The sequence below is a fragment of the Janthinobacterium sp. BJB426 genome, assembly GCF_002735705.1.
GTDB lineage: Bacteria > Pseudomonadota > Gammaproteobacteria > Burkholderiales > Burkholderiaceae_D > Janthinobacterium.
This window is the reverse complement of sequence record NZ_PDZL01000002.1, coordinates 314679-339557: the sequence shown is the minus strand read 5'-3', so window position 1 is coordinate 339557 and position 24879 is coordinate 314679. Positions and strand designations below refer to the sequence as shown.

Annotated in this window: 22 protein-coding genes; 12 read left to right on the top strand and 10 right to left on the bottom strand. The window is 62.6% G+C overall.

Annotated features, from left to right (window positions below; translation table 11 throughout):
• Nucleotides 1-154: 154 nt before the first annotated feature.
• Nucleotides 155-574: a YidB family protein gene (locus CSQ93_RS04515; protein ID WP_034751100.1), complete on the top strand. Its 420-nt coding sequence runs from the start codon at nucleotides 155-157 to the stop codon at nucleotides 572-574.
• Between the two features lie 53 nt (nucleotides 575-627).
• On the opposite strand, the gene CSQ93_RS04510 is transcribed toward CSQ93_RS04515, so the two are convergent.
• Both CSQ93_RS04510 and CSQ93_RS29340 read right to left on the bottom strand, forming a co-directional pair.
• The gene (locus CSQ93_RS04510) at nucleotides 628-1665 is read right to left on the bottom strand and encodes a LacI family DNA-binding transcriptional regulator (RefSeq protein ID WP_233516038.1); all 1038 of its coding nucleotides are present in this window, start codon (nucleotides 1663-1665) and stop codon (nucleotides 628-630) included.
• Nucleotides 1652-2038 carry a hypothetical protein gene (locus CSQ93_RS29340; RefSeq protein ID WP_233516037.1) on the bottom strand — a complete coding sequence of 129 codons (387 nt, stop codon included), beginning with the start codon at nucleotides 2036-2038 and terminating at the stop codon, nucleotides 1652-1654. The genes CSQ93_RS04510 and CSQ93_RS29340 overlap by 14 nt, the downstream gene beginning before the upstream one ends.
• Before the next feature lie 332 nt (nucleotides 2039-2370).
• Between CSQ93_RS29340 and CSQ93_RS04505 the strand changes: the two genes are divergently transcribed.
• From CSQ93_RS04505 to CSQ93_RS04485, 5 genes are all read left to right on the top strand, one after another.
• Nucleotides 2371-3621, top strand: coding sequence for an Hsp70 family protein (locus CSQ93_RS04505; protein ID WP_099376943.1), 1251 nt, complete (start codon nucleotides 2371-2373; stop codon nucleotides 3619-3621).
• Between the two features lie 38 nt (nucleotides 3622-3659).
• Complete coding sequence (locus CSQ93_RS04500) at nucleotides 3660-4289, top strand: 3'-5' exonuclease (RefSeq protein WP_199534252.1); 630 nt, start codon at nucleotides 3660-3662, stop codon at nucleotides 4287-4289.
• Nucleotides 4290-4465: 176 nt separating this feature from the next.
• Nucleotides 4466-5854: a tetratricopeptide repeat protein gene (locus tag CSQ93_RS29645; RefSeq protein ID WP_099376942.1), complete on the top strand. Its 1389-nt coding sequence runs from the start codon at nucleotides 4466-4468 to the stop codon at nucleotides 5852-5854.
• A 97-nt stretch (nucleotides 5855-5951) separates the two neighbouring features.
• Nucleotides 5952-6428, top strand: a complete 477-nt coding sequence (locus CSQ93_RS04490; protein ID WP_099376941.1) for a DUF4262 domain-containing protein — start codon at nucleotides 5952-5954, stop codon at nucleotides 6426-6428.
• Complete coding sequence (locus CSQ93_RS04485) at nucleotides 6425-6853, top strand: DUF6386 family protein (protein ID WP_099376940.1); 429 nt, start codon at nucleotides 6425-6427, stop codon at nucleotides 6851-6853. Before CSQ93_RS04490 ends, CSQ93_RS04485 begins: the two co-directional genes overlap by 4 nt.
• Before the next feature lie 30 nt (nucleotides 6854-6883).
• Here CSQ93_RS04485 and CSQ93_RS04480 read toward each other — a convergent pair whose 3' ends face one another.
• Nucleotides 6884-8671 carry a GGDEF domain-containing protein gene (locus CSQ93_RS04480; RefSeq protein ID WP_099377137.1) on the bottom strand — a complete coding sequence of 596 codons (1788 nt, stop codon included), beginning with the start codon at nucleotides 8669-8671 and terminating at the stop codon, nucleotides 6884-6886.
• A 450-nt stretch (nucleotides 8672-9121) separates the two neighbouring features.
• Here CSQ93_RS04480 and CSQ93_RS04475 point away from each other — a divergent pair, with 450 nt between their 5' ends.
• Complete coding sequence (locus CSQ93_RS04475) at nucleotides 9122-11284, top strand: prolyl oligopeptidase family serine peptidase (protein ID WP_233516036.1); 2163 nt, start codon at nucleotides 9122-9124, stop codon at nucleotides 11282-11284.
• Nucleotides 11285-11349: 65 nt separating this feature from the next.
• On the opposite strand, the gene CSQ93_RS04470 is transcribed toward CSQ93_RS04475, so the two are convergent.
• Genes CSQ93_RS04470 through CSQ93_RS04450 form a run of 5 tightly spaced genes read right to left on the bottom strand, consistent with a single transcriptional unit; the run spans nucleotide 11350 to nucleotide 16467 of the window.
• Nucleotides 11350-12228: an STM4011 family radical SAM protein gene (locus CSQ93_RS04470; RefSeq protein WP_099376938.1), complete on the bottom strand. Its 879-nt coding sequence runs from the start codon at nucleotides 12226-12228 to the stop codon at nucleotides 11350-11352.
• A complete protein-coding gene (locus tag CSQ93_RS04465; protein WP_199534251.1) occupies nucleotides 12222-13601 on the bottom strand; it encodes an STM4012 family radical SAM protein in 1380 nt (459 codons plus the stop codon). Before CSQ93_RS04465 ends, CSQ93_RS04470 begins: the two co-directional genes overlap by 7 nt.
• Nucleotides 13598-14446 (bottom strand): STM4013/SEN3800 family hydrolase, encoded by an 849-nt coding sequence (locus CSQ93_RS04460; protein WP_099376937.1) that lies wholly within the window; start codon nucleotides 14444-14446, stop codon nucleotides 13598-13600. The genes CSQ93_RS04465 and CSQ93_RS04460 overlap by 4 nt, the downstream gene beginning before the upstream one ends.
• A complete protein-coding gene (locus CSQ93_RS04455; protein WP_099376936.1) occupies nucleotides 14439-15527 on the bottom strand; it encodes an STM4014 family protein in 1089 nt (362 codons plus the stop codon). Before CSQ93_RS04455 ends, CSQ93_RS04460 begins: the two co-directional genes overlap by 8 nt.
• A 13-nt stretch (nucleotides 15528-15540) precedes the next feature.
• Complete coding sequence (locus CSQ93_RS04450; protein ID WP_099376935.1) at nucleotides 15541-16467, bottom strand: STM4015 family protein; 927 nt, start codon at nucleotides 16465-16467, stop codon at nucleotides 15541-15543.
• A 271-nt stretch (nucleotides 16468-16738) separates the two neighbouring features.
• Here CSQ93_RS04450 and CSQ93_RS29320 point away from each other — a divergent pair, with 271 nt between their 5' ends.
• Complete coding sequence (locus CSQ93_RS29320; protein ID WP_099376934.1) at nucleotides 16739-17836, top strand: PEP-CTERM sorting domain-containing protein; 1098 nt, start codon at nucleotides 16739-16741, stop codon at nucleotides 17834-17836.
• Between the two features lie 30 nt (nucleotides 17837-17866).
• Here CSQ93_RS29320 and CSQ93_RS04440 read toward each other — a convergent pair whose 3' ends face one another.
• Nucleotides 17867-18442 carry a helix-turn-helix domain-containing protein gene (locus CSQ93_RS04440; protein ID WP_077403922.1) on the bottom strand — a complete coding sequence of 192 codons (576 nt, stop codon included), beginning with the start codon at nucleotides 18440-18442 and terminating at the stop codon, nucleotides 17867-17869.
• Between the two features lie 221 nt (nucleotides 18443-18663).
• On the opposite strand from CSQ93_RS04440, the gene kbl reads away from it, so the two are divergent.
• Genes kbl through CSQ93_RS04425 form a run of 3 tightly spaced genes read left to right on the top strand, consistent with a single transcriptional unit; the run spans nucleotide 18664 to nucleotide 22337 of the window.
• The gene (gene kbl, locus CSQ93_RS04435; protein ID WP_099376933.1) at nucleotides 18664-19890 is read left to right on the top strand and encodes a glycine C-acetyltransferase; all 1227 of its coding nucleotides are present in this window, start codon (nucleotides 18664-18666) and stop codon (nucleotides 19888-19890) included.
• Between the two features lie 20 nt (nucleotides 19891-19910).
• Complete coding sequence (locus CSQ93_RS04430) at nucleotides 19911-20876, top strand: NAD-dependent epimerase/dehydratase family protein (RefSeq protein ID WP_099376932.1); 966 nt, start codon at nucleotides 19911-19913, stop codon at nucleotides 20874-20876.
• 48 nt (nucleotides 20877-20924) lie between these two features.
• Nucleotides 20925-22337, top strand: coding sequence for an L-serine ammonia-lyase (locus CSQ93_RS04425; protein WP_099376931.1), 1413 nt, complete (start codon nucleotides 20925-20927; stop codon nucleotides 22335-22337).
• 42 nt (nucleotides 22338-22379) lie between these two features.
• Here the strand turns inward: CSQ93_RS04425 and CSQ93_RS04420 are convergent, their stop codons facing one another.
• Nucleotides 22380-23120 (bottom strand): AAA family ATPase, encoded by a 741-nt coding sequence (locus tag CSQ93_RS04420; protein WP_099376930.1) that lies wholly within the window; start codon nucleotides 23118-23120, stop codon nucleotides 22380-22382.
• A 270-nt stretch (nucleotides 23121-23390) separates the two neighbouring features.
• On the opposite strand from CSQ93_RS04420, the gene thrC reads away from it, so the two are divergent.
• On the top strand, nucleotides 23391-24872 hold the full coding sequence (gene thrC / locus CSQ93_RS04415) for a threonine synthase (protein WP_099376929.1): 1482 nt from the start codon (nucleotides 23391-23393) through the stop codon (nucleotides 24870-24872).
• Nucleotides 24873-24879 lie beyond the last annotated feature (7 nt).

Genomic DNA, 24879 nt, shown 5'->3' with positions numbered 1-24879 from the left:
CTCGACAGTGAGGCCGTCCGTGCGTTCGCCTTGAAATTGCAATTATGGCATTTTTATTATTCATAGTATAATGATTTCCATGGTGGAGAATGGTCTGCGCCATGCCGGATGCCGCAGTCACGCGGCACGAATCGATAGCGTTCAGGAGAATACGATGAGTTTGCTAGATCAACTTGCAGGACAGGCGATGAGCGCTTTGGGCAATAAAAGTGCGGACGGGGAAGCCCCATCGGGATTGATGGCCAGTGTGATGGACCTGGTTAACCAGCACGGCGGCTTGCCCGGCCTGCTGCAGAAATTCCAGGAAAGCGGCCTGGGCGACCAGGTAGCCAGCTGGATCGGCACCGGCGCCAATGCGCCCGTTTCCGGCGAACAGATCAAGGATGCGCTGGGTAGCGATACGATCACCCAGATCGCTGAAAAAGCCGGCGTCGCCCCGGACGCGGCCTCGGGCGGCCTGGCAGCCTTGCTGCCCCAGCTGATCGACAAGCTGACGCCGGACGGTCAGGTACCGGAAGGCAATGACCTCGTCAGCCAGGGTTTGAATATGCTCAAGGGCAAGATCTTCGGTTGATTCCTTGGTCCTGAAAATGAAAAACCTCGCAGCGATGCGAGGTTTTTTTGTTTTCAGGCGGCGGCCATTATTCCCAGGCGCTGCGCCATATACGCCGGTTCGCTGGTCAGCCGCGCCGTACTTCCCTCCACCAGATACGAGCAATAGCGGCGCCGCTCGGCGCTGCCGCCGCGCCGTTCCATCAGTTCGCCCAGCATGGCGACGGCGTCGGTGGCCATCTTTTGCACGGGCTGGCGCAGGGTGGTGATGTCGTAGCTGAGCCAGCCCGACGCTTCCAGCGCGTCGAAACCGGCCACCGACATTTGCAGCGGCACCTGGATGCCCATCTGGTGGCGCGCCGTGTCCAGGCAGCCGATGGCCATGATGTCGTTGCCGCAAATGACGGCGTCCGGCACGCGGCCCAGGCGGTCGATGACCTTGCGCAAGCCCCGTCCGCCGCTGGCGTAATCGTAGTTGCCGCTGACGACGATGGGGGCAGGCAAGCCCAGGGTCAGCAAACGGTCGAGCATGCCGGCCTTGCGTTCCTGCGCGACGGCCGAGTCGCCGGGACCGTCGATGATGGCGAACTGGCGGTGGCCCGCCTCGGCCAGGCGCGAGACGAGCAGGCGCGCCGCTTCACCCTGGTCGCACAGCACGGCGTGTACGGCGTGCTCGCGCGGGCTGCGGTTGAACAGCACCAGCGGCACGTCGCGCCGGCCGAATTCGGCCATCTGCTCGTCCGACAGGCAGGCGGCCACGACGGCGCCGTCGACCTGGTATTGCCACACATCGCACAAGACCTTGCCGATGTCCGCTTCGCGCTCCAGGGTAAACAGTAACAGGCGCTTGCCCTGGCGGGCGATTTGCTGGCTCAGATCGGACAGCACTTGCGGATAGTACAGGTTGGCCAGGTTGGAAATGATGACGGCCACTAGGTTCGAGCGCCGCGTGATCAGGCTGCGCGCGGCCGCGTTGGGGATGTAGTCGAGGCTGATGGCCGCCTGCATGACCTTGGCGTGGGTGGCTTGTGAGATGCTGGCGCCCGGCTTGAAGCAGCGCGACACGGCCGATTGCGACACGCCGGCCAGCAGGGCCACGTCATACGAGGTCACGCGCCGTCCGGCGCCGGGTATGGCGCGGCTGGCGGTGCTGGGTGTCCGGGCTACAGTATTCTTTTTTCGCATATTGGTCTGGCAAGCAACCTGTCTCAAAGTATTCCTGCAGGCCCGGCCGCTTGTGGCGGCCTGGGCGGGCAGAATGAGCATAGCGTAAAAGATTGCCGCATGGCAAGACTGTTTTCTTGTTCATGTTGCAAAAAATATGACTGAATGGCAAGTGGTCGATGGGCTGGCACGCCAGGGTGGCGATCTCCGGCAGCACGTCCGCGCCGCTGGCATCCTGGCCTACGGCTGAACTCAGGCGCAGGTCGCTGCCGGCCAGGGCAGACGCCTGCGTGGCGGCGGCCCCCAGCGCACTGACGGACACGGCATCCTTGTCTTGTCTTGTCTTGTCTTGTCCGTCACGGCATCGACGCTGCCGAGGATGCCGGAATCGGCGGCAAAGGAAATCTTTGCATTTGGCAAGGCCAGCTTGCCGCCATCGTTGACAGCGCGCAGCCGGCGCAGAGGGTTTGGGGGGCACGATGGGTCTCCGGGAGCTGGCCGAGTTGTTCGGCGTCACTCCCAAGAGTAGCTTTTACGCGCGGCCAGTACTTGATGCAAAGCAATCTTGTGATGTTGGCCGGGCTGAATGGTTTTGCTGGTGCAATGGCCTGCCTTCTGATAACATAACGCCCCTTTATTCAGGGAAGGGTCGACATGGCCAATGCTTGCGGCGTCGATTTCGGCACGTCAAATTCCACGGTAGGCTGGGCACGTCCCGGGCAGAGCACCATGCTCGGCCTGGAAGATGGCAAGACGACCTTACCGTCCGTCGTCTTCTTCAATGCGGAAGACGAGGAAGTCAGTTTTGGCCGCGCGGCGCTGGCCGGCTATCTGGCCGGTTACGAGGGCCGCCTGATGCGCTCGCTGAAAAGCTTGCTGGGCACGAGTCTCATCGATGGCCAGACGGAAGTCGGTGGCCGCGCCTTGCCATTTCGCATGTTGCTGGCCCAATTCATTGGTGAAGTGAAACGCCGCGCCGAGCAGTCCGCCGGCCGCGAATTCTCGTCCGCCGTGTTCGGCCGTCCCGTCTTCTTTATCGATGACAATGCGCAAGCCGACCAGCTGGCGCAGGACACGCTGGCCGAAGTGGCCCGCTCCGTCGGCTTCAAGGATGTCGCCTTCCAGTTCGAACCGATTGCCGCCGCCTTCGACTACGAGTCGCAAATCGACAAGGAAGAACTGGTGCTGATCGCCGACATCGGCGGCGGTACCTCCGACTTTTCGCTGGTCCGTTTGTCACCCGAGCGCGCGAAAAAGGCCGAGCGGCGTGACGACATTCTCGCCACCGGCGGCGTGCACATCGGTGGCACGGATTTCGATAAATACCTGAGCCTGTCTTCCGTCATGCCTTTGCTCGGCTATGGCAGCCGCCTGCACAACAATAGCGAAGTGCCGTCCAGCTATTATTTCAACCTGGCTACCTGGCACACGATCAACCTGGCGTACACGAAGAAGATCTGGGTGCAGCTGGCCGACGTGTGCCGCGATGCGCGTGAGCAAGACAAGATGGGGCGCTTGCAAAAGCTGATCGACGAGCGCGCCGGCCACTGGCTGGCCATGAAAGTGGAAGAGGGCAAGATCGCATTGTCCGACGCGGCCGAAGTGCAGCTGGAGCTGGATCGCCTGTCGCCCGCGCAAAGCCTGTTGCTCAAACGCACGCAGTTCGATGAAGCCATCGGCCACCTGTGCGGTTCCGTGGAAGAAACCGTGCTGCGCCTGCTGCGCGACGCGGGCGTGGCGCCGGAAAACGTCGATACCGTCTTCTTCACGGGTGGCTCAAGCGGCGTGCGCCTGCTGCGCGAAAAGATCGCAGCCCTGGTGCCGGCCGCGCGCAAGGTCGAGGGTGACCTGTTCGGCAGTATTGGCGCCGGCTTGGCGCTGGACGCCGTGCGCAAGTTCGGCTAAGCTGGCCCACCGCAGCATCGCAGAAAGAGCCTGACTTCATGAATGTGTTTGACAAACCGATCGTCATGATCGACTTCGAGACGACCGGATTGTCGCCCGACATGGGCGACCGCATCACGGAAGTGGCGGCGCTGCGCATCGAGGGCGGGCAGATCACCGACCGCTATGTGACCCTGATCAACTGCAATGCGCGCATTCCCTCGTTCATCACGGGCTTGACGGGCATCACGCAGGCCATGGTGGACAAGGCGCCGCCCGTGGCCGAGGTGGTGCCGCAGTTGCTGGATTTTATTGGCAGCGATGCCTTGTCGGCGCACAATGCCAGCTTCGATGAAAAATTCCTGCGCGCGGAAAGCGCCAGGCTGAACCTGGCACCGGCGCACCAGTCGCTCGTGTGTTCCTTGAAACTGTCGCGCCGCGTGTTTCCCGGCATGGCCAGCTACAAGCTGGGCTTGCTGTCGAGCCAGCTGGGCATCGCCTTCAAGAGCGCCGCCCACAGGGCCGAGTCCGATGCGGAAGTGGCGGCGCAAGTGCTGATCCATATCGGCCGCCATTTGCGCAGCAGCTATGGCATCGCCGATGTCGATGCGGATTTGCTCGTGTCGCTGAACAAGCTGGCCGCCGCCAAGGTGCCGCAATTCCTGCAAAAACACCCATCGCGCCGCTGACCGCCGTTTCCCCTCTAAGCGGGCTCATCAAAACGATATAATTTTGTTATTTCGTTTGAGCCTGCTCAAGTCCTTCCCCCGCATCGAATTTAAAATTTAAGCAACACACGATTTCGCCGCCCTGGGCCGCCGTTTTGCGCGTGCTGCCGGCAAGCGCAATGTGGATGGGGGCGCACATGGACAAGCACCATACTGCCAGAGATAGCCACGAAGCGTATATCTGGTTCCGCACGGCTGCCGAGCAGGGCAATGCCTATGCCCAGTTCAACCTGGGCCTGATGTACAAGAAGGGTGAAGGCGTGGCGCAGGACGATGCGCGTGCCTTTGTCTGGCTGCGCCTGGCCGCGCTGCAAGGGCTGGCTTTCGCGCAGAATCACCTGGGTGCCCTGTATTACCATGGCCGCGGCGTGGCACAGAGCGACGAGGACGCCGTGCTGTGGTTTCGCCGCGCGGCCGCTCAGGGCGATGCCTCGGCCCAGCAAAACCTGGGGCAGATGTACCGCAAGGGACGCGGCGTGCTGCAGAGCGACGAGCTGGCCCTGGCGTGGTTTTACCGCGCCTCGGAACAGGGCGTGGCCAGCGCGCAATCCTTGCTGGGCGAAGCTTATGCGCAAGGGCTGGGCGCGAAGAAGAACGATGCGTTGGCCCTGGCCTGGTTCCGCAAGGCAGCCTTGCAGGGCGATGCGCAGGCGCAGCTGAACCTGGGGCTTGTCTACAAGCGGGGCCAGGGCGTGGCGCAAAGCGATGCGCAGGCGCTGGCCTGGTTCCGCCAGGCTGCGGCCCAAGGCCTGGCCGTGGCGCAGCGGCAACTCGGCGTGGCGTATGCGGAAGGCCTGGGCGTGGCGTCCGACCAGTTGCGCGCCTACGCCTGGCTGCAGCGGGCGGCCGAGCAGGATGACGCCGACGCCCAGTTCAACCTGGGCCTGATGCTTGCGCGCGGCCAGGGCGTGGACAAGGATGAGGCGCGCGCCGTCATTTGGTACCGGCGTGCCGCCATGCAAGGCCATTGCATGGCGCAATACAATCTCGGCGGCATGTTTGCGGGTGGACGCGGCGTCGTCCGCGACCTGCGTCAGGCACTCGACTGGTATGCCAGGGCGGCGGCCCAGGGCGCCTCGAATGCGCAGTTCAACCTGGGCGTGATGTATGCCAATGGCCAGGGCGTCGAACGCGACGAGGTGTGCGCCGTGCGCTGGTACCGCACGGCGGCCGAGCAGGGCGATGCCAGTGCGCAAAACAACCTGGGCGTCATGTATGCGAACGGTCATGGCGTGCATCAAGACGATGGCCTGGCCGTGCAATGGTATGCGCGCGCGGCCGGCCAGGGTCATGCGCTGGCGCAATACAACCTGGGCGGCATGTATAACAGCGGGCGCGGCGTGGAGAAGGATCCCGTTTGCGGCTACATGTGGCTGGCGCTGGCGGCTGAGGGCGGCGATAGCGGGGCGGCCAGGGCGCGGGAAGCGGCTGCCGCCAGGCTGGAGCCGGCGCAGCTGCAGGAGGCGCAGCAGCGCATGCGGCAATGGCACCAGGTGCGCTTTCCACCGCGGCCGCCGCGCGACTGAAGCGTGGGCTGTGCACGTGGACGCGCGCTGCATGCGATAATTGCTGGCAGGCATGTCGCGAAGGCGGCATGGTTTTCGGCACAGTGAAAGGTGGAACATGGTAAGGCAGGCAGGCGAGGATGCATCCGAGCAAAAAGTCATCGACGACATCGCCACGCATGGCTGGCATGGCGTCCACATCAGTGCCGATGAAGAAGGTCCCGGTTATGCTTTTACCATAGGCGCTTGCCACAGCTTTGGCCAGCCTGAATTTCTCATCATGGGCTTGCCGCGTGCCATGGCCCACCAGATACTCGACGTGGCGCTGGACGCCGCGCGCAGCGGCGCCATCACGGATTTCACGGCTACCACGGACGTCTTGCTGGAAGGCCATCAGTGCGCCTTCGTGCGCGTGCCCGTGGAGCAGTATCGCAACTATGTCGGCTATGCGCGCTGGTATTACCAGGGCGATGATTTTATCTTGTACCAGATCGTCTGGCCGTCGCGCGATGGCCATTTTCCGTGGCAAACGCAAGCCAGTGCGCAGTACGTGGAGAGCCAGCCCCTGCTGGGACCGGCGCCGCTGGCGGCATGACGAGTATTGTGACCGGCACGGCCACCGTGTGCGTGTTCGATCCTGCGCTCTTGCGCCACAAGCTGGAAGAGGACTGTGACTGGTGGAGCATCCCCAGCGCGGAACTGGCGGCCGTGAATGCGGGGCAGGTGGCGTTTTTCAACGTGGGCGGCGACGGCGCGTATGACATTGCCTTGCACGCCGAACTTGCCGAGCCGCAGGTAGTCGTGCATCTGACGATCGCCTCGGGCCGCGTCTTCATCGGCGCCGGGGAAGACGTCACGGGCGGCGGCCTGGAACCGGACACGGCCTACGGCGGCCTGTTCGTGGACGTGCCCGCAGGCAGCTACCGCGTGCAGGCGCGCCGCGATGGTGCGCACGTCAGCCTGGCATTCGTGCCCGATGCGCGCGGCAGCAATGCGTTTGGCGACCTCGTGCGCATCTGATTCCGTTGAGCTTTTTGCTATTGCCCCTGGCTACGCGTCCATGCGCGCCGCGCCCGCGCCTTGCCGCCGGTCCAGGAACAGGCTGTTGCCATGGATTTTCTTTGCCTGTTTCTTCGCTTCGGCCGCCTGCGTGGCAATTTGATGGTGCGTGTAGTACTGGTGTGCCTCGACCTTGATGACGCCCAGCGACAGGCTGATCAACGAATAAAACACTTTCTTGCCTTGCCGGTCTTCGCTGATGTAGCCGCCCCGTTCGCAGTCGCCCGTGCTGTAATAGGCGAGGATGGCGGCAGCGAAGTCGTCCAGCATGGCCTGGCAGCGCGTTTCCCAGTCTTCGCTCTGGAACAGAATCATGAAATCGTCGCCGCCGATGTGGCCGATGAAGTCGCGGTTCGGGTCGCAATGGCTGCTGAGGATTTCTCCCGTCAGCTGGATCACGTCGTCGCCCTTGCGGTAGCCGTACACATCGTTGAAGGGCTTGAAGTGGTCGAGGTCGCAATAGCAGACCCAGAAGCGGCTGCCGCTGTGCAATAAGCGGTCGATATGTTCGTTGATGGGCACGTTGCCGGGCAGTTGCGTCAGCGGGTTGGCGTAGCGGGCTGCATTGATCTGCATCTGCGTGATTTCGCGCATCAGGTCGTGTCCCGTGCCCATGCCCAGGTAGCGGCCGTGCTCGGTGATGATGAAACCGTTGAACAGGTGGTGGGCGTCCGATTGCACCATGGTGTAGCTGAGTTCCTGCAAGCTCGTCTCGTGGTCGGCGATTAGGGGTGTGGCATCCATGAACAGGCTGCAGGATTTCTTGCCATACAGTTCGCGCTGGTAGGGGCGGGCGAAGTGGTCGATCATTTCGAAGCGGCTGATCAGTCCCAGCGGCATGCCGTCGTCGACGACGGGGATGATCATCAGCTTCGGGTCTTTCAGGAAAATATCGTACACCTCGTTATTGTTTTTCTCGGGCGAGACGGCCGCCACCCGGTGCAGCAGCTTGCGGATGCTGGCGCCGTTCTTTTCCAGGCTGCTGCGCTGCGGATACACGGCCACGCCGTTGCGCCCCAGCGCCTGCACCACTTCGGCCGGCAGGGCGCGTGCCGGCACCGCGTTGGGCCGGCCCAGGTGATAGCCTTGTCCGAACGCTACGCCCAGGTCGCGCAAGACCAGCAATTCCGTCTGCGCCTCGATGCCCTCGGCGATCACCAGGGTGCCCGATTTTTCCGCGATTTCCTGGATCGAGCGCACGAACTGCAGTTTCACGGGGTCGTTATTAATGCCCTGGATGAAATGCATGTCGATTTTCACGTATTCCGGACGCAGTTCCGACCACAGGCGCAGGCTGGAAAAGCCTTCGCCCAGATCGTCGATGGCGATCTGGAAACCCATGTTGCGGTAGTGCAGCACCGCTTCGCGCATCAGCTCGTAGTCATACGTGGGCTGGTTTTCCGTCAGCTCGATGATGACGCGGTCCGGATTGATGCCGATATGTTCGATGTATTCCAGGGTTTCGCCATGGCGCGCATTGCGCAGCAACAGGCATTCGGGGCTGACGTTGAGGAATAATTTGCCGGGCAGCTGCAGCTCTGCAAAGCGTTCGAGCACCACTTGCCGGCACAGGTGTTCCACTTCCAGGGTCAGGTCATGCGCGCGCGCCACCTTGAACAGATTCATCGGCGCGTGCAGGGGGCTGTCGGACGGCCCCCGTATCAAGCCTTCGTAGCCGATGATGTCGCCGCTGTGCATGTGGATGATGGGCTGGAACAGCGCGCTAAGCTTGCGGCCCGCCAGGATCTCGTGCAAGGCATCCGTCCCTTCGATGCCCATGGATACCGATGGCGGCTTCAGGTAAGCCACGTTCGATGGCACCGCGCCGGGCGGCGCGGCGGTGGCGGTGGGGAGGGCGAGAGTGTGCATAGGCGGACGTGACGGCACGGCCTCTGGACGGGCCATGAACATGTTGCCGATGGTAAAGAAGAATTATGACGGCTTGATGAAACGACTTTGCTTTTGATAATGTTTCTTACATGAACGTCAGTTTGCCGATTCCGGCGAAAGCGAGATTTATCACGCCAATTTACGTGAATTACCCAAACAAAAGACGGCAAATCCACCGGATAACTGTGCTTTAAAAGTGGCAATCCGCGCTATGATTTCTCTTGGCGAAAGTCAACATAGGCTGCCGCAGAGTTTGCTTGAGCGGTATGCTTTCCCCGACATCCAACAATGAGACGACAACCCATGCAATTACGTAGTGCAACCCTCATATTCAGCTTGATGACCGCTTTCGGCGGCAATGCCCTGGCGCAAAGCGCCGCGATGCCATCGTGCCCGGCTGGCGACGGCGCTGCCGTGACGTATCCTGTCAGCAAAAAAGTCGACCAGCAAGACAGCTATTTCGGCACCACCATTGCCGACCCGTACCGCTGGCTGGAAGATGCCAACAGCGCGGAAACGGGCGAGTGGGTCACGGCGCAAAACAAGCTGACGCAGTCGTATCTGGGCACCATCCCCGAGCGCGCCGCGATCAAGCAGCGCCTGACCAAGCTGTGGAACTATGAGCGTTTCTCTACGCCAACGAAGCAGGGCGGCCGTTACTTCTACAGCCGCAATGACGGCTTGCAGAACCAGGCCGTGCTGTACACGGTGAAAAAACTGACGGACGAGCCACGCCTGCTGCTGGACCCGAACACCCTGTCGACGGATGGCACGGTGGCGCTGGCCGGCACTTCGATCAGCCCGAATGGCAAGTACCTGGCGTATGCCACGTCCGCTTCCGGTTCCGACTGGAATGAGTGGAAAGTGCGCGACATCGAATCGGGCAAGGATTTGACGGACCACATCCAGTGGGCCAAGTTCTCCGGCGCTTCGTGGACCAAGGATAATACCGGTTTCTTCTACAGCCGCTATGACGCGCCGAACGAAGCCACCAAGCTGGCCGATATCAATTACTTCCAGAAATTGTATTTCCACAAGATCGGCACGCCGCAAAGCGATGACGTACTGGTCTTTGACCGTCCGGACCAGAAGGAATGGGCGTTTGGCGGCAGCACCGTCAGCGACGACGGCAATTACCTGATCATCACGGCCACGCAGGGGACGGAACGCAAGAACCGCATCTTCTACAAGGACTTGCGCCAGAAGAACGCCAAGGTCGTGGGCTTGCTGGAAGCGTTCGATGCGTCGTACTCGTTCATCGACAATGACGGCCCCGTGTTCTTCTTCAAGACGGATAACAAGGCGCCAAAATCGCGCGTGATCGCCATCGATACGCGTAAACCGCTGCCCTCCGACTGGAAGGAAATCGTGCCGCAAAGCGCGGAAACCCTCGTTGCCGTCAACCTGATCAACAACCAGCTGGTGCTCGACTATTTGAAAGATGCGCAAACGCAAATCAAGATCGTCGACCTGAAGGGCAAGCTGGTGCGCGAAGTGGCCTTGCCAGGCATCGGTTCGGCAGGCGGCTTTGCCGGCAAGCGTGGCGACACGGAAACGTTCTACTCGTTTACCAGCTTCACGACGCCAGCGACCATCTACCGCTACGACATGAAATCGGGCAAGAGCAGCGTGTACCGCCAGCCGAAGGTCGATTTCGACCCGAACGCCTTTGAAACGCGCCAGCAATTCTTTACCAGCCGCGACGGCACCAAGGTACCGATGTTCATCGTCTCGAAAAAAGGCATGAAGCTGGACGGCACGAACCCGACCTATCTGTACGGTTATGGCGGTTTCAATATTTCGCTGACGCCTAGCTTCTCCGTGGCGAATCTTGCCTGGGTGGAAATGGGCGGCGTCTACGTGATGGCCAATCTGCGCGGCGGCGGGGAATACGGCGAAGCCTGGCACCAGGCTGGCACCAAACTGAACAAGCAAAACGTCTTCGACGATTTCATTGGCGCGGCGCAATGGCTGGTGGACAACAAGGTCACCTCGCCATCCAAGCTGGCGATCGGCGGCGGCAGCAATGGCGGCCTGCTGGTCGGCGCGGCCATGACGCAGCGTCCCGACCTGTTCGCCGCAGCGATTCCGCAAGTGGGCGTGCTCGACATGTTGCGCTTCCACAAGTTCACCGTGGGCTGGGGCTGGGTGCCTGACTACGGTTCGTCGGACGATGCCGAGCAGTTCAAGGCGCTGGTGAAATACTCGCCGCTGCACAACCTGAAGGCGGGCGGCTGCTATCCGGCCACCATGATCACGACGGCCGACCACGATGACCGCGTCGTGCCTGCCCACAGCTTCAAGTTCGCTGCAGCTGCCCAGGCAGCGCAAGGCGGCGCGGCGCCCGTGCTGATCCGTATCGACAGCAAGGCTGGCCATGGCGCCGGCAAGCCGACGACCAAGCAGATCGAAGAAGTGGCGGATCGCTGGGGCTTCCTCAGCCGTTCGTTGAAGATGACGCCGGTTACTGTGCCTGAACCGGCCAAGGTGGCGGCGCAGTAAATCAGCGCAGTAATTCGGTAGTTGTTATAAAGTAAAAGGCGCGGGCGCAGTTGGCCCGCGCTTTTTTACGTCCGCTGCACAGGCGCGATGCGCGCCAGCACGCCGTTTTCAAACGTGGACTGAAACGGCAAATCCTTGCGCTGCGCATAGCCGATATAGCAGTCGCACTTGAAGCGGGGGCAGCGGCGTTCCTGCAGCATGTCCGCCAGCTCGTCCTCGTACAGATTCCCCAGCCGTTCGGGCACGAAGTGGCAGCGCGCCAGTTCGCCATCGCCATCGACGGACAGCGACGCTTCGCCCGCCAGGCACGGTTTATTGCGCGAGGGCGACGGGCGGCGGTTTTGCGCGAACCACGGGTCGACGCCGTCAAACCAGGCCAGGTCTTCCACACTGTAATAGCCGGGACCACGCCGGTCATACGCGTTCAGCCACAGGTAGACGTGGGCCGGCAGGGCCGCGCGCAGGGCGCGGATGGCATCCAGGTGTTCGTTCATCGCCACGACGCCGACGGAATAACGCACGCCCATGGCGTCCAGGCGCGCGCAGCGTTCGAGAAAGCGGGCAAGGGTCGTCTGGTCCGGGTGATAGGTGCACCACAGGCCGATTTTTTCCAGGCCGTCCATCCCTTGCAGCCAGTTCAAGGGGCCGGACAGATTTGTCTGCAGCGCCACCTGGCGCACGTGCGGCAAGGCTGCCAGGGTTTGCATGGCCGTACGGTAGTGGCGCCGCACCAGCGCTTCGCCCCACGGCGTGAACAGGATGCTGATGTCCCGCTTTTGTGCCGCCACCCAGCTGGTAAAACGCGCCACTTCGCGCGCATCGCGGGCCAGCGCGGCGCGGCTGTCGCGCTTCTTGGCGAACGGGCAGTAGCCGCAGGCGTAATTGCAGCTTGCCAAGGTGCCCCGGTACAGCAGGGACAGCGTTTCTGCCGGCGCTGTCAGCACGCCTGGCCGCCTTCGGCCATCAGCGCGCGTACCGTCTCGGAGGCCAGCCACGGGCCGATGGTGTCGGCGTAGCTGTAGCCCCTGTCATTCAGGCGCAGCAGCGGGCCGTTTTCTTCCACCAGAGCCAAGGAGTGCAATTCTGCCAGCTGCGGCAAGTCCTGTTCGCAGCGGCTGCCGAAGCGCGCCGTGTAGGCGTCGCGGTCCAGGCCCGGTTCCGTCAGCAGCGACTGGATCACGTAGCGCCGGCGCTGTTCTTCGTCATCGAGCTGGTAGCCGTGTTCGGCCTGCGCGAAGCGCGCCTCGTCCAGCGCCAGGTAGTTGTCGATGATGCCGATGGTTTCAGTTCTCGCCACCGCGTATTCGCTCGAATAATGCAGGTTGGCCGTGTAGGAGCGGGCGCCCGCGCCCAGGCCCACCATGCCGTCATTCTGGCAGCAGTACGAAGGACCGTTTTGTTCCGGCGCATGGGGCGCGCGGAACATGCGCATCGATACCTGCTCATAGCCTTGCGCGCGCAGATGGTCGCGCGCGGCCGCGTACAGGGCCAGGCGGCTGTCGCCGTCGCGCGCCAGCATGATGGGGTTGAGCGTTTCGGCTCCCTGGCGGCGCGCCACCTTGCCGAGACCCGTCTGCTCGCGCACGTACAGCGGATACAGGTAGATTTCTTCGGGCCGGAAGGCCAGCGCGCTGTCGATGGAGGCGAGCAGGCTGGCCACGGTTTGCCCGGCGATGCCGTAGATCAGGTCCAGGTTCAGGGTGGGAAAACCGGCCGCGCGTATCAGGCCGATGGCGTGATGCACGGTGGCGTTTTGCTGGGGGCGGGCCAGCGCGCGCATTTCGCCGGCGGCAAAACTCTGGATGCCCAGGCTGACCCGGTCGATGCCGTGCGCGCGGCAGACGGCAAGCCGTTCCGCCGTGATGGTTTCGGGCGAGGCTTCGATGCCGGCCGGCGTGGCTTGCAGGTCGATGCCGAGGATGTCGCGCGCGCCGCACAGCAGGGTATCGAGCTGCGCCGGCGACAAATAAGTGGGCGTGCCGCCGCCCAGCGCGAAGCGGGCAAAGCGCCGTTCGCCCAGCGCGCCGTTGAGCGCGCGCATCTGCACCAGCACTTGCTGCACGTAGCGCTCGACCATGTCTGCACTCGGGCGTGCCATTGCGAACAGGTTGCAAAAGCCGCAGCGCATTTCGCAAAACGGAATATGGATATACGCGAACAGGGCGGCGCGGTCTTGCCGCGTCCACAGGGGCGCCAGTGGCGCCGCCTGCGGCAAGGCGCGGTAGGCCGCCTTGTGCGGATACGAATACGAATACGCCTGGTAGGGCGTGTGGCGCATGCGCTGCGCCAGGGTGCCAGGTTGTTCGGAAGGGTTCACGATGGGGACTCCTGGGAAATGGTATCGGTATCGGGGGCGATGAAGAAATGCGCATACGGCACGTTCCACACGCTGTCGTGGGCCACTCTATGGCCGCGGTAGCCGTCTTCGCCATAGGCGCTGCCGTGGTCCGAGCAGACGATGGCAAACGTGGGCGCGCGCGCGGCGCAGGCGGCAAACAGGGGCGCCAATGCGCCATCCACATAGCGCAGGGCTGCCGCATGGCTTTCCAGGCAGTCGGCGCGGCAGCCGGGCAGGTAGGCGCGGTTCGGCGTGTGCAGGGCGGCCACGTTGATGAACAAGAAGGTGCGCTGGTCGCCGTCCGCCAGGCGCTCGACGGCCAGCGCCACCTGCTTTTGCGTCGAGTGGCGGCTGGCCACGCCCATGCCGGCGCTCCAGTGGCTTTCCTGGAACAGCGACGGCAGCACCGTGCCCAGGGCCGTCTGTTTGTTGAAGAAGCCCACGCCGCCGATGCAGATGGTGCGGTAGCCGCGCACGGCCAGGGCGGCGGGAAGGTCCGCTTCCTCGAACGCAAACGTGTGCGGCGAGGTGGTTTCGCTGCCTGCAAAAGCGCTGGCGAACAGGCGCGCATGGCGGCCCGGCGCGGCTGGCGTGGGCAAAAAGCCCGCGAAGAAGGCCTGGTGCGCCGCATACGTAAAGGTGGCAGGCGAGTGGCGGCGTTCCCAGCCTCCGGGCGGCAGAAAACGTCCCAGCACGGGCAATTCGCCCGCCTCAAACAGGGCTTGCGCCACGTCATAGCGCAGCGTGTCGAGCGTGATGAAGACGAGGTCGTGGCTGCCGATGAGGGCGTGCATGTCCGGGATGGCAGGTGTGTCTTTAAGCATGGGTCAGTTGTGCTGCGTAAGTGTCCGCCCCTTGCCATAGCAGTCCAGGCAGCAGGTCACCGAAGGCGTTCGCTTCCAGCACATGGGCCTGGCCCTGGCGCACCACGAGGTCGTAACCCGTCACGTGGCTGGCGGGGAAGGCGCGCGCGGCCTGGATGGCAGTTGCTTCCAGCGCCGCCAGGTCGGCTGCGCTCAAGAGGCCAGATGCCTCGCCGCGCCGGTTGTCGAGGTGCAGATTCGTCATCATGTGCTGTCCGATGCGCGCCACCCGGTGCGCGGGCTGGCCCGCCAGGGTCACGACGCGCAGGTCGTAATGGCTGTCGCCGCAGCGCGGCTTGTTCAGCCATGCTTCCGCATACAGTTCCTGGGCGGCCAGCGCGTCGACGAGGGCCGCGATATCGTGCCGGGTCTCGTAGCGCGCCATGCGCTTGACGTTGAACAAACGCGTCTGGCCATCCGTCCGCGACAAGGTGGCCGAGGTGGTGGCTTGCTGGCGTCCGGCCTTGTTCCTGCGGTAGGCGACGACGCCGGAGGCCGATGAACCATATCGCGGTTTCAGATACACGCGGTCGAGGTCATGCTCGTGCAGCAGCGACTGCAGATGCTGGTAGCCGTGCACGGGGCCGAGCAAGACGGGTATGGGCACGCCGTGCGCGGCCAGGTGGCGCTGGCAAGCCAGCTTGTCCGTCATGAGACAGATTTCGGCTGGCGCATTGACGACGCGCGCCTGCGGCAGGCCAGCCAGCTGCGCGGCCAGGGAGGCCATGGCGGAGGCAAATCCTGCGAACCACGCATCCATGGCCAGCAGCTCGCCATGTTCCGGTGCATGCACGGGCGCGCGATCAAGCTGCCGACAACCGTCATGCAGCAGCCGCAGGTGCGCCGCCGGGTCATCGCCAGGCGGCTCGATCTTGAACAGGCAGGGCCGGCGCAAGGCGTCCTCGAGCAGGGCAGGCTGCGCGAGCCAGTCGCGCCATTCGAGCACCTGCGCGGGCGGCAGGCGCAGTTGCGCGCGCGCCGCCTGCATCAGGCGCACGCGCTTGCTGCCCTGTGTCGCCAGCAGGGTGAGATGCGTGTGCAAAGGGTGAATCCGCTTATTCCCCGACTGCCACGTAGCGGTAGCTTTCGCCGTCGTCTTCATCGGCTTCCTGCGGGTCGTCCAGCACCACATCGAAGGGCAGCGCTTTCAGCTTGGCCTGGTTTTCTTCCGAGATGTAGTGGTGCGACAGGTCCAGGCGCTTCAACTTGCCCAGCTGCGTGTGATTGAGCACGGCCACGGCGCCCAGGTCGCCGATGGTGCCCAGCGACAGGTCGAGGGTGTCGAGCTGCGCCACCAGCGGTTCTTCCGCCAGCCAGACGGCCAGGTCGTCGGCGATTTCCGCGTCGCGCAAGCCCAGGTAGCGCAGGGTCGGCACGGTCAGCTGCGCCAGCACCTTGCGGTACAGGTCGACGTCGCCCGAAAAGCCATAGTCGTCCGTGCCCAGCCACAGTTCCAGGTGTTCCAGCTGCGGCATGCTCGATTGCGCCAGCGCCTCGGCGATCTTTTGATCGAGTCCGCCCGCTTCGATGGTGAACCGACGCAGGTTCTGGTGCGCGAACGGTTCGATGACGAGCTCATTGCCGCCGCGGATGCGCAGTTCTTCCAGCTGCGGGAAAGCATCCAGCAGCGGCTTGTAGCTGCCTTGCACGATCCACGAAATTTCGCATTCCTCGTACGTCATGTCGCCGATGAACAGGGCGCGCAGGTTCGGCAACTGCGGCGCGTGGCTGGCCAGCGCGGCGATCACTTCGTCGGCACCCGCTTCGTACGGGTCGCCCCACATGCCGATGATCAGCGCTGCGAGCGTGTTCTGGTCCGCCTTGGCGAGAAAACCGGCGATCAGCTCGTCCATCTTGCGCTTGTCGTCGTATTCCAGCGACAGGCGGTAGACGATGTCAGGCGACGCGTCGAAGGGCAGGTCCGGGTCGTACTGGACTACTTTCTTGTTGTGGAAGGTGGTGGTGCTGTCGGAAATGGTCATCGCGTGGGCTCCGTTAAAAACAGTTGGGGCCTGGATGCCGCGCAGGGGCGTAGCAAGGATGGGGCGAGCCGGGATGTGCTGCGGCGCTTTGCAAAGACATCCAGGCCTGGAAATCTTGTCTATTGCGAAATCTTAGCATGGACAAAAGGACTTATTGCGCACGGCTGCGCGGCAACGCAGCGAATGGGAATGCCATGCAAACAATAATGTTGTCAAATAAGTTTACATTTTTGATATTTAATCGTATCGTGCATTTTTCTTGGAGGGAATAATGAAAATAATCCGGAGAATCGCGCTGCCTTTGTTTTGCGCTTGCGTCAGCACGCCGGCGCTCGCACAGGGGGCGCCGGCATCGCCGCCCCAGTTTTCGGTCACCGTGTTCGAGAATGCATCGCTGGCCAATCTGAGCGTGGGCAGCATCAGCGCCATGGGGCAGATTTACGGCGTTGGCCGGCTCGACGGCGTCGACATGGTGTATGCCACGGTGGGCAGTCAGTTGACGGTGGCGCCGAAGGCCGCGGTGAGTAACCTGGTGTTTGCCAGCAATGCGGCCGGGGATAGCCTCGTGCGTTCTGCGGGCAGCAATGGCAATGCGCTGGTGCACATCCTGTCGGGCGGCATGGCCACCTCGCTCAATATCGCCGGGCAAACGACGTGGTCCGGCACGATGAATGCTGCAGGGCAAGTTGCCTTCAATGCGGGGTTTGGCAGCTATGCCACTTTCGACTACACGACGAAAGCCTATCTGTACGACCCGCAAACGGGCATACGGGCGCTGGGCACCCTGGGTGGCAAGGATAGCTATGTCACGGGCATCAACGACGATGGCGTCGTTGTCGGCGCTTCCGCGATGGCGCCGACTCCGGGCGGTTCGCAAGGCTTCATGTACAAGGATGGCGTGATGACCAGCGCGACGGGCTGGGGCGGTTACCAGAGCACGATTTCGGGCATCAACAACGCGGGCCAGATGGTGGGCCATGTCACCCCCGACTGGAACCAGGACCGGACGCGCGGTTTTCTCAAGACCGACGGCAACAACACGTTCTTGAAATCCATCTCCACACCGATCGGCGTGGATGGCTTGGGCCAAGTGCTGGGGGCAAACGCCATGTTCTACAGCAATGGGGTGACTTACAGCCTGGAAAGTCTGGTGCAGGGAGAGGCGGGCTGGAGCTACATGGCCGTCGGCGGCATCAACGAGGCGGGACAGATTTCCGCGCGCCGTTGCCAGTCGCTCATTTGCGAGATTGTCCGCCTCGATCCCGTCAGCGCCGTGCCCGAGCCGCAAACCTATGCCATGTTGCTGGCTGGCATGACCTTGCTGGGCTTTGCGGGGCGCCGGCAGCGTCCGTGTGATGCCGTAACGTAATACTTCTGCCAGACAGGATGGGCCAGCGGGCTAGCGGTGGATCACCACCAGCAGCGCCTTGCCCTCCGTTTTTCCCAGATTCCTGATGGTATGCGGCAAGTCCGCCGGATACCTGGCCGTGCCGCCATTCTTGACCTTTTTCTTCGCCGTCCCCACTTCCAGCTCCAGGTTGCCGTGGATCACCGTCAAATGCTCGGTGGTGCCCGGATCATGGGGCTGCGACGCCAGTTCCCCGCCCGGCGCCAAGGTCACCTCATACCATTCGTATTTGCCCGCCAGTTCCATCGGCCCCAGGATGCGCAGCACGTAGCCTGCGTGGTCGCCGGGCAGGGTGGGGGTTTCGTGGGCATCCGTGATGCGGATGGTTTCCACGGCTTTTTCCGCGCTGGACAGCAATTCACCGATCTGCACGCCCAGGGCGTTGGCCAGGCGCCACGTGATGGCGATGGTGGGGTTGGCTTTTTCGCGCTCGATTTGCGACAGCATGGACTTCGACACGCCCGCGATGCGCGACAAATCCTCCAGTGTCAGGCCGCGCGCCAGGCGCAGCCGTTGCAGAGTGGCGCCTACTTCGGGCGGAGAATTGGTCGAAACGCTGGTTTTCATCGGCAGGTGGCTTGCAAAGTTCAAAAGGCTTGGGTAATATCCACTATATTGAATTTCAGTTCGAAATAGTGGATTTTGAAGGAAATCACGGAAACGTGTAGACTTCAAACAGCGCTTCACGGTACAGCATTGTGCGCGCACCGGTCAAGCGGCTGTTTCCCCCTATGGCGGCTGAGGTCACCCGGACGCCACACATACAACAGGGACACACAAGGATCATCATGAGCGAGCAAGCGAAGAACACCTTTTTCAGCGGTCTGCAACAGAATCTCGATCAATTGCGCCAGCAGGGCTTGTACAAGCCCGAGCGCGTGATCGCCTCGCGCCAGGGCGCTGAAGTGGTGTGCGACGATGGCCGTACCCTGATCAATATGTGTGCGAATAACTACCTGGGCCTGTCCGGCGACCTGCAGACGCAGGAAGCGTCTATTGCTGCCACGCAAAAATACGGCTACGGCCTGTCGTCCGTGCGCTTTATCTGCGGCACGCAAACGGTACATAAAGAACTGGAACAGGCGATTTCCGCGTTCCTGGGTACCGAAGACACGATTTTGTACGCGGCGGCCTTCGACGCCAACGGCGGCGTGTTCGAGCCCCTGTTCGATGAAAACGACGCCATCATCTCGGATGCGCTGAACCACGCTTCCATCATCGACGGCATCCGCCTGTGCAAGGCTGGCCGCTACCGCTACGCCCATAACGACATGGCCGACCTGGAAGTGCAGCTGAAAGCGGCGATTGCCGCCGGCAAGCGCCATAAGGTCATCGTCACGGACGGCGTGTTCTCGATGGATGGCACGATTGCGCAACTGGACAAGATCTGCGACCTGGCCGACCAGTACGGCGCGCTGGTGATGATCGACGAATGCCACGCTTCCGGCTTCATGGGCGCGACGGGCCGCGGCACGCACGAACACCACAATGTGATGGGCCGCATCGACATCATCACGGGCACCCTGGGCAAGGCCCTGGGCGGCGCCATGGGCGGCTTTACCTCCGCGCGCAAGGAAGTCATCGACACCCTGCGCCAGAAATCGCGCCCTTATCTGTTCTCGAACACCCTGGCGCCATCAATCGCCGGCGCTTCGCTGTCGGTTTTGGCCCGCCTGGCCAAGTCGACGGAACTGCGCGACCGCCTGCATGAAAACACGGCTTTCTTCCGCAGCGAGATCGAGCGCATCGGTTTCACCATCAAGCCGGGCACCCATCCGGTCGTGCCGGTGATGCTGTTCGACGCCCCCGTGGCGCAGAAATTCGCCGCCCGCCTGTATGAACTGGGCGTGCTGGTGACGGGCTTCTTCTACCCGGTCGTGCCGATGGGCCAGGCCAGGGTCCGCGTGCAGCTGTCCGCCGCCCACACCCGTGAACAACTGGTGCAAGTGCTGGCCGCCTTCGAGCAGGCAGGCAAGGAACTCGGTTTGCTGACCACCACTACCACTACCAACTAACAAGAATTCAGGAAAATAGCATGGAACGCATCTTAGTCATTGGCGCAAACGGCCAAATCGGTAGTGAACTGGTGGGCGCGCTGGCGCAGCAGCACGGCGCGGACAACGTCATCGCCAGCGACATCGGCACGAATAACCTGTACCAGGCCAAGCGCTATGCGCAACTGAATGTGCTGGACAAGGACGGCCTGGCGAGCATCATCGCCGATGAAGGCATCACCCAGGTGTACCAGCTGGCGGCCATGCTGTCGGCCACGGGCGAAGCGGCGCCATTGAAGGCGTGGAGCCTGAACATGGATGGCTTGCTGAATATCCTGGAACTGGCGCGCGAACGGGGCGAGGCAGGTAAGCCGCTGCGCATCTTCTGGCCATCGTCGATCGCCGCCTTCGGCCCGAACACGCCGCAAGTGAACACGCCGCAAATGACGGTGATGGACCCGACCTCGATGTACGGCATCAGCAAGCTGGCCGGCGAGCGCCTGTGCGAGTACTACTTCAACAAGTATGGCGTGGACGTGCGCAGCATCCGGTATCCGGGCATCATCAGCTACAAATCGCCTCCGGGCGGCGGCACCACCGATTACGCCATCGCCATCTTCCATGCGGCCTTGCGCGGCGAGCGCTATGACTGCTTCCTCGACGCGAACACCACCTTGCCGATGATTTACATGCCCGATGCCATCCGCGCCACCATCGAACTGATGGACGCGCCGGTAGCTTCCATCAAGATCCGTTCTTCGTACAATGTGGCCGGCGTGTCGTTCAACCCCGAGCAGCTGGCGAAAGCCATCGTGCGCATGGTGCCTGACTTCAAGATCAGCTACAAGCCGGACAGCCGTCAGGCCATCGCCGACAGCTGGCCGCAAAGCCTGGACGACAGCAAGGCCGGCGCCGACTGGGGCTGGAAGGCGCAGATCGGCGTCGAACGGATGGTTACCGACATGCTGGCCAATGTCGATGCTGGGCAGGCCGCCAAGGCAGCCTGAGTCCGGCACCGGCATTCATAAAAACATACTAATATAAAGAGACACTACATGGATATGAGCGTATTTGACCTGTTCAAGATCGGCATCGGGCCGTCGAGTTCCCACACGGTGGGGCCGATGGTGGCGGCGCGGCGTTTCCTGGTCGAATACGGTCCGCTGGACCAGGTAGTGGGCGTCGAGGCGGCCCTGTACGGCTCGCTGGCGCTGACGGGCGTGGGCCATGCCACGGACAAGGCCGTCATTCTCGGTCTGATGGGCGAAACGCCGCAGGACGTGGCGCCCGATGCCGTCGACAGCAAGCTGGCCGCCATCGAGGCGGCCGGCGAGATCGCGCTGCTGGGCGCGCACGTGGTGCCATTCACGGCTGCCACGGGCTTGATCTGGCACAAGAGCGAATCCTTGCCAGAACATCCGAACGGCATGCGCTTTACCCTGAAACTGGCGGACGGCAGCCGTGCCGACAAGGTGTATTACTCGATCGGCGGCGGTTTTATCCGCGAGGCCGAGGAAGTTCAAACTGCGGCGCAGGCCGAAGCGGCCGTGGAGTCGGCCGCCAGCGCGCGGGTCGTTTTCCCCTTCGACACGATGGAGCAGTTACTGGCGCATGGCGTGGAAAGCGGCCTGTCGATCCCTGAAATGCTGCGCGCGAACGAGTGCGTCAAGCGCAGCGACGCGGAACTCAATGAAGGACTGGACCGCATCTGGCACGTCATGCGCGACTGCATCGCGCACGGCCTGGAAACGACGGGCAACCTGCCGGGCGGTTTGAACGTGAAGCGCCGCGCCGCGAAATTGTGGCGATTGGCGCAGGAGGCGAAGGCGTCGGACAACCGCGCCAACGACTTGCCGCACGACGCCGTGCACCTGGTCAGCCTGTACGCGATGGCCGTCAACGAGGAAAACGCGGCCGGCGGTCGCGTCGTCACGGCGCCGACCAACGGCGCCGCCGGCATCATCCCGGCCGTGCTGCGTTACTACGCGCAGGATTGCCGCCCCAGCGACCCGGTGGGCGGCGTGCGCCGCTTCATGCTGACGGCAGCGGCCATCGGCATGCTGTGCAAGCGCAATGCGTCGATCTCGGGCGCCGAAGTGGGTTGCCAGGGCGAAGTGGGCGTGGCGTGCGCCATGGCCGCGGCCGGCCTGGTGGCGGCCCTGGGCGGCACGAACGAGCAGATCGAGAACGCGGCTGAAATCGGCATCGAGCATCACCTGGGCATGACCTGCGACCCGATCGGCGGCCTGGTGCAGATCCCGTGCATCGAGCGCAATGGCATGGGCGCCGTGAAAGCCATCACGGCCGCTTCGCTGGCGCTGAAGGGCGACGGCACGCATTTCGTCAGCCTCGACGAAGTCATCGAAACCATGCGCCAGACGGGCGCGGACATGCAGGACAAGTACAAGGAAACGTCGTTGGGTGGCCTGGCCGTTCACGTCATTACAGTGAACCATGCCGCTTGCTGATGGCGGTAATATCGGCTTGACGCAGCGCGCAAGCCGATAAAATCACTCTTCCTCAAACAACTGCTCCAGCCTGCGTGGATAGTTATTCAAAAAATCGCGCGTCACGGCAAAGTGCTCCGTGTCTTCATAGGCCACTTCGTGGATGCCGCCACCCGTAAACATCAGGATTTTCGCGTTCGGATAGGCGAGCAAAATCGGCGAGTGGGTGGCGATGATCAGCTGCGAGTCGTCCTGCACCAGCTGGTGGATCACGGATAGCGCCGCCATCTGGCGGCTCGGTGACAGGGCCGCCTCGGGTTCGTCCAGCAGGTACAGACCTTTTCCGCGCAGCTTGTTGATCAATGTCGCCATGAACGCTTCGCCGTGCGATTGCGCGTGCAGCGACTTGCCGCCATAGCTGGCCAGGTATTCGGGCATGTCGTCCATGTAGGTGGCGACGTTGAAAAAGCTCTCGGCGCGCAGGAAATAGCTGTCCTCGGGCTTCTTGTAGCTCTTGCTCAGGCGCAGATGCGCGTGCAAACCCGATTCCTCGTCCGACGGCAGGGCGATGCGCACGTTGCGCGTGCCGCCATCCTTGCCGAAACCCAGCGCCACGGCCAGCGCTTCGAGCATGGTCGATTTGCCGCTGCCATTCTCGCCCACGAAAAACGTCACGTCGCGGTGGAAGTCCATGTGCACGAAGTCGCGGATGGCGGGGATGGTGAACGGATAGTGGTCCATGTCGACGACAGCGTCGGGGCGCAGCGCGGCGCTTTGCAGATACGGTTTTTTACTCAGCGACATGGCCGGTTCTCGACTCCAATAATGGTCATAGCAAGGGATACTCAGCACAGTGTGGCGCAAATCGGCGGCGCGCGCCAGTGCGCACGCCGGCCATGTTCATCTGGCTTGATCTCATGCCATTATGGCTGGCTTGGCAACATTCAGGCTCTCCAATTGTCACATCCTGATCTGGCAAACGCCACGCGATTCGCCTTGGGCGGCGGCTGGCACTATAATATCCGCTGCCATTCATGATCAACCGCACTCAGCTCAACTGGACTCTTCAAATTTATGCACTACGTGTCTACCCGCGCTGATAAAGCGCCATCGAATCTGCAGCAATTCTCCGACATCCTCCTGGGCGGCCTGGCCCCCGATGGCGGACTGTATCTCCCAGAACACTACCCGCAAGTCACTGGTGCCGAGCTTAACGCCTGGCGCACATTGTCGTATGCCGACCTGGCATTCGAAATCCTGAAGAAGTTCGCCACCGATATCCCGGCCGCGGACCTGAAGGCACTGACGGCGAAAACCTATACCAAGGCAGTCTACAAGAACGCCCGCGCCGGCGAAAACGCGGCCGATATCACGCCGCTGCGCGTGCTCGAAGAAAACGTCGTCAAGGGCGGATCGACCACCCTGATGCTGCAGGCGCTGTCGAACGGCCCGACCCTGGCCTTCAAGGACATGGCCATGCAGCTGCTGGGCAACCTGTTCGAATACACCCTGGCCAAGACGGGCGCCGAACTCAATATCTTTGGCGCCACCTCGGGCGACACGGGCAGCGCGGCCGAATACGCGATGCGCGGCAAGAAGGGCATCCGCGTCTTCATGCTGTCGCCGCACAAGAAAATGAGCGCTTTCCAGACGGCGCAGATGTTCAGCCTGCAAGACCCGAATATCTACAACATCGCCGTCGAAGGCGTGTTCGACGACTGCCAGGATATGGTGAAGGCCGTGTCGAACGACTTGCCGTTCAAGGCACAACAGAAGATCGGCACCGTCAATTCCATCAACTGGGCGCGCGTCGTGGCGCAGGTCGTGTACTATTTCCGCGCCTACCTGGCGGCCACCACCAGCAACGAGCAGAAAGTGTCGTTTACGGTGCCGTCGGGCAACTTCGGCAATATCTGCGCCGGCCATATCGCCCGCATGATGGGCTTGCCCATCTCGAAACTGGTGGCCGCGACGAACGAAAACGACGTGCTCGACGAATTTTTCCGCACGGGCGTCTACCGCGTGCGCAAGTCCGCCGAAACGTATCATACGAGCAGTCCGTCGATGGATATCTCGAAAGCGTCGAATTTCGAGCGCTTCGTCTACGACCTCGTAGGCCGCGACAGCGAGCGCGTGCGCGCCCTGTTCACGAAAGTGGAAACGCATGGCGGCTTCGACTTGTCCGGCAAGCCTGGCAGCGATGGCGACGAGTTCAAGCTGGTGGCCAAATACGGCTTCAAGTCGGGCAAATCCACGCACCAGGACCGCCTCGACACCATCCGCGACGTGGCCGACGACTACGGCATCACCATTGACACGCACACGGCCGACGGCATCAAGGTGGCGCGCGAGCACCTTGAACCGAACGTGCCGATGATCGTGCTGGAAACGGCGCTGGCGGCCAAGTTCAACGAAACCATCCTCGAGGCGCTGGGCGTGGACGCGGAACGGCCAAAGGGCTTCGAGAACATCGAAGACTTGCCGCAAAAATTCATCGTGATGGATGCGGACGTGGAAAAAATGAAGGCGTACATCGCCGCAAATACGGGCTTGTGATGAGCGG

Bases quoted from the DNA above. Each gene is read 5' to 3' on its own strand.
- CSQ93_RS04490 (WP_099376941.1), top strand. From the start codon at position 5,952: ATGGTAAGGCAGGCAGGCGAGGATGCATCCGAGCAAAAAGTCATCGAC.
- kbl (WP_099376933.1), top strand. From the start codon at position 18,664: ATGAGCGAGCAAGCGAAGAACACCTTTTTCAGCGGTCTGCAACAGAAT.
- CSQ93_RS04515 (WP_034751100.1), top strand. From the start codon at position 155: ATGAGTTTGCTAGATCAACTTGCAGGACAGGCGATGAGCGCTTTGGGC.
- CSQ93_RS04430 (WP_099376932.1), top strand. From the start codon at position 19,911: ATGGAACGCATCTTAGTCATTGGCGCAAACGGCCAAATCGGTAGTGAA.
- CSQ93_RS04485 (WP_099376940.1), top strand. From the start codon at position 6,425: ATGACGAGTATTGTGACCGGCACGGCCACCGTGTGCGTGTTCGATCCT.
- CSQ93_RS04425 (WP_099376931.1), top strand. From the start codon at position 20,925: ATGGATATGAGCGTATTTGACCTGTTCAAGATCGGCATCGGGCCGTCG.
- CSQ93_RS04500 (WP_199534252.1), top strand. From the start codon at position 3,660: ATGAATGTGTTTGACAAACCGATCGTCATGATCGACTTCGAGACGACC.
- CSQ93_RS29645 (WP_099376942.1), top strand. From the start codon at position 4,466: ATGGACAAGCACCATACTGCCAGAGATAGCCACGAAGCGTATATCTGG.
- CSQ93_RS04460 (WP_099376937.1), bottom strand. From the start codon at position 14,446: ATGCTTAAAGACACACCTGCCATCCCGGACATGCACGCCCTCATCGGC.
- CSQ93_RS04450 (WP_099376935.1), bottom strand. From the start codon at position 16,467: ATGACCATTTCCGACAGCACCACCACCTTCCACAACAAGAAAGTAGTC.
- CSQ93_RS29320 (WP_099376934.1), top strand. From the start codon at position 16,739: ATGAAAATAATCCGGAGAATCGCGCTGCCTTTGTTTTGCGCTTGCGTC.
- CSQ93_RS04475 (WP_233516036.1), top strand. From the start codon at position 9,122: ATGACCGCTTTCGGCGGCAATGCCCTGGCGCAAAGCGCCGCGATGCCA.
- CSQ93_RS04440 (WP_077403922.1), bottom strand. From the start codon at position 18,442: ATGAAAACCAGCGTTTCGACCAATTCTCCGCCCGAAGTAGGCGCCACT.
- CSQ93_RS04505 (WP_099376943.1), top strand. From the start codon at position 2,371: ATGGCCAATGCTTGCGGCGTCGATTTCGGCACGTCAAATTCCACGGTA.
- CSQ93_RS04480 (WP_099377137.1), bottom strand. From the start codon at position 8,671: ATGGGCATCGAAGGGACGGATGCCTTGCACGAGATCCTGGCGGGCCGC.
- CSQ93_RS04420 (WP_099376930.1), bottom strand. From the start codon at position 23,120: ATGTCGCTGAGTAAAAAACCGTATCTGCAAAGCGCCGCGCTGCGCCCC.
- thrC (WP_099376929.1), top strand. From the start codon at position 23,391: ATGCACTACGTGTCTACCCGCGCTGATAAAGCGCCATCGAATCTGCAG.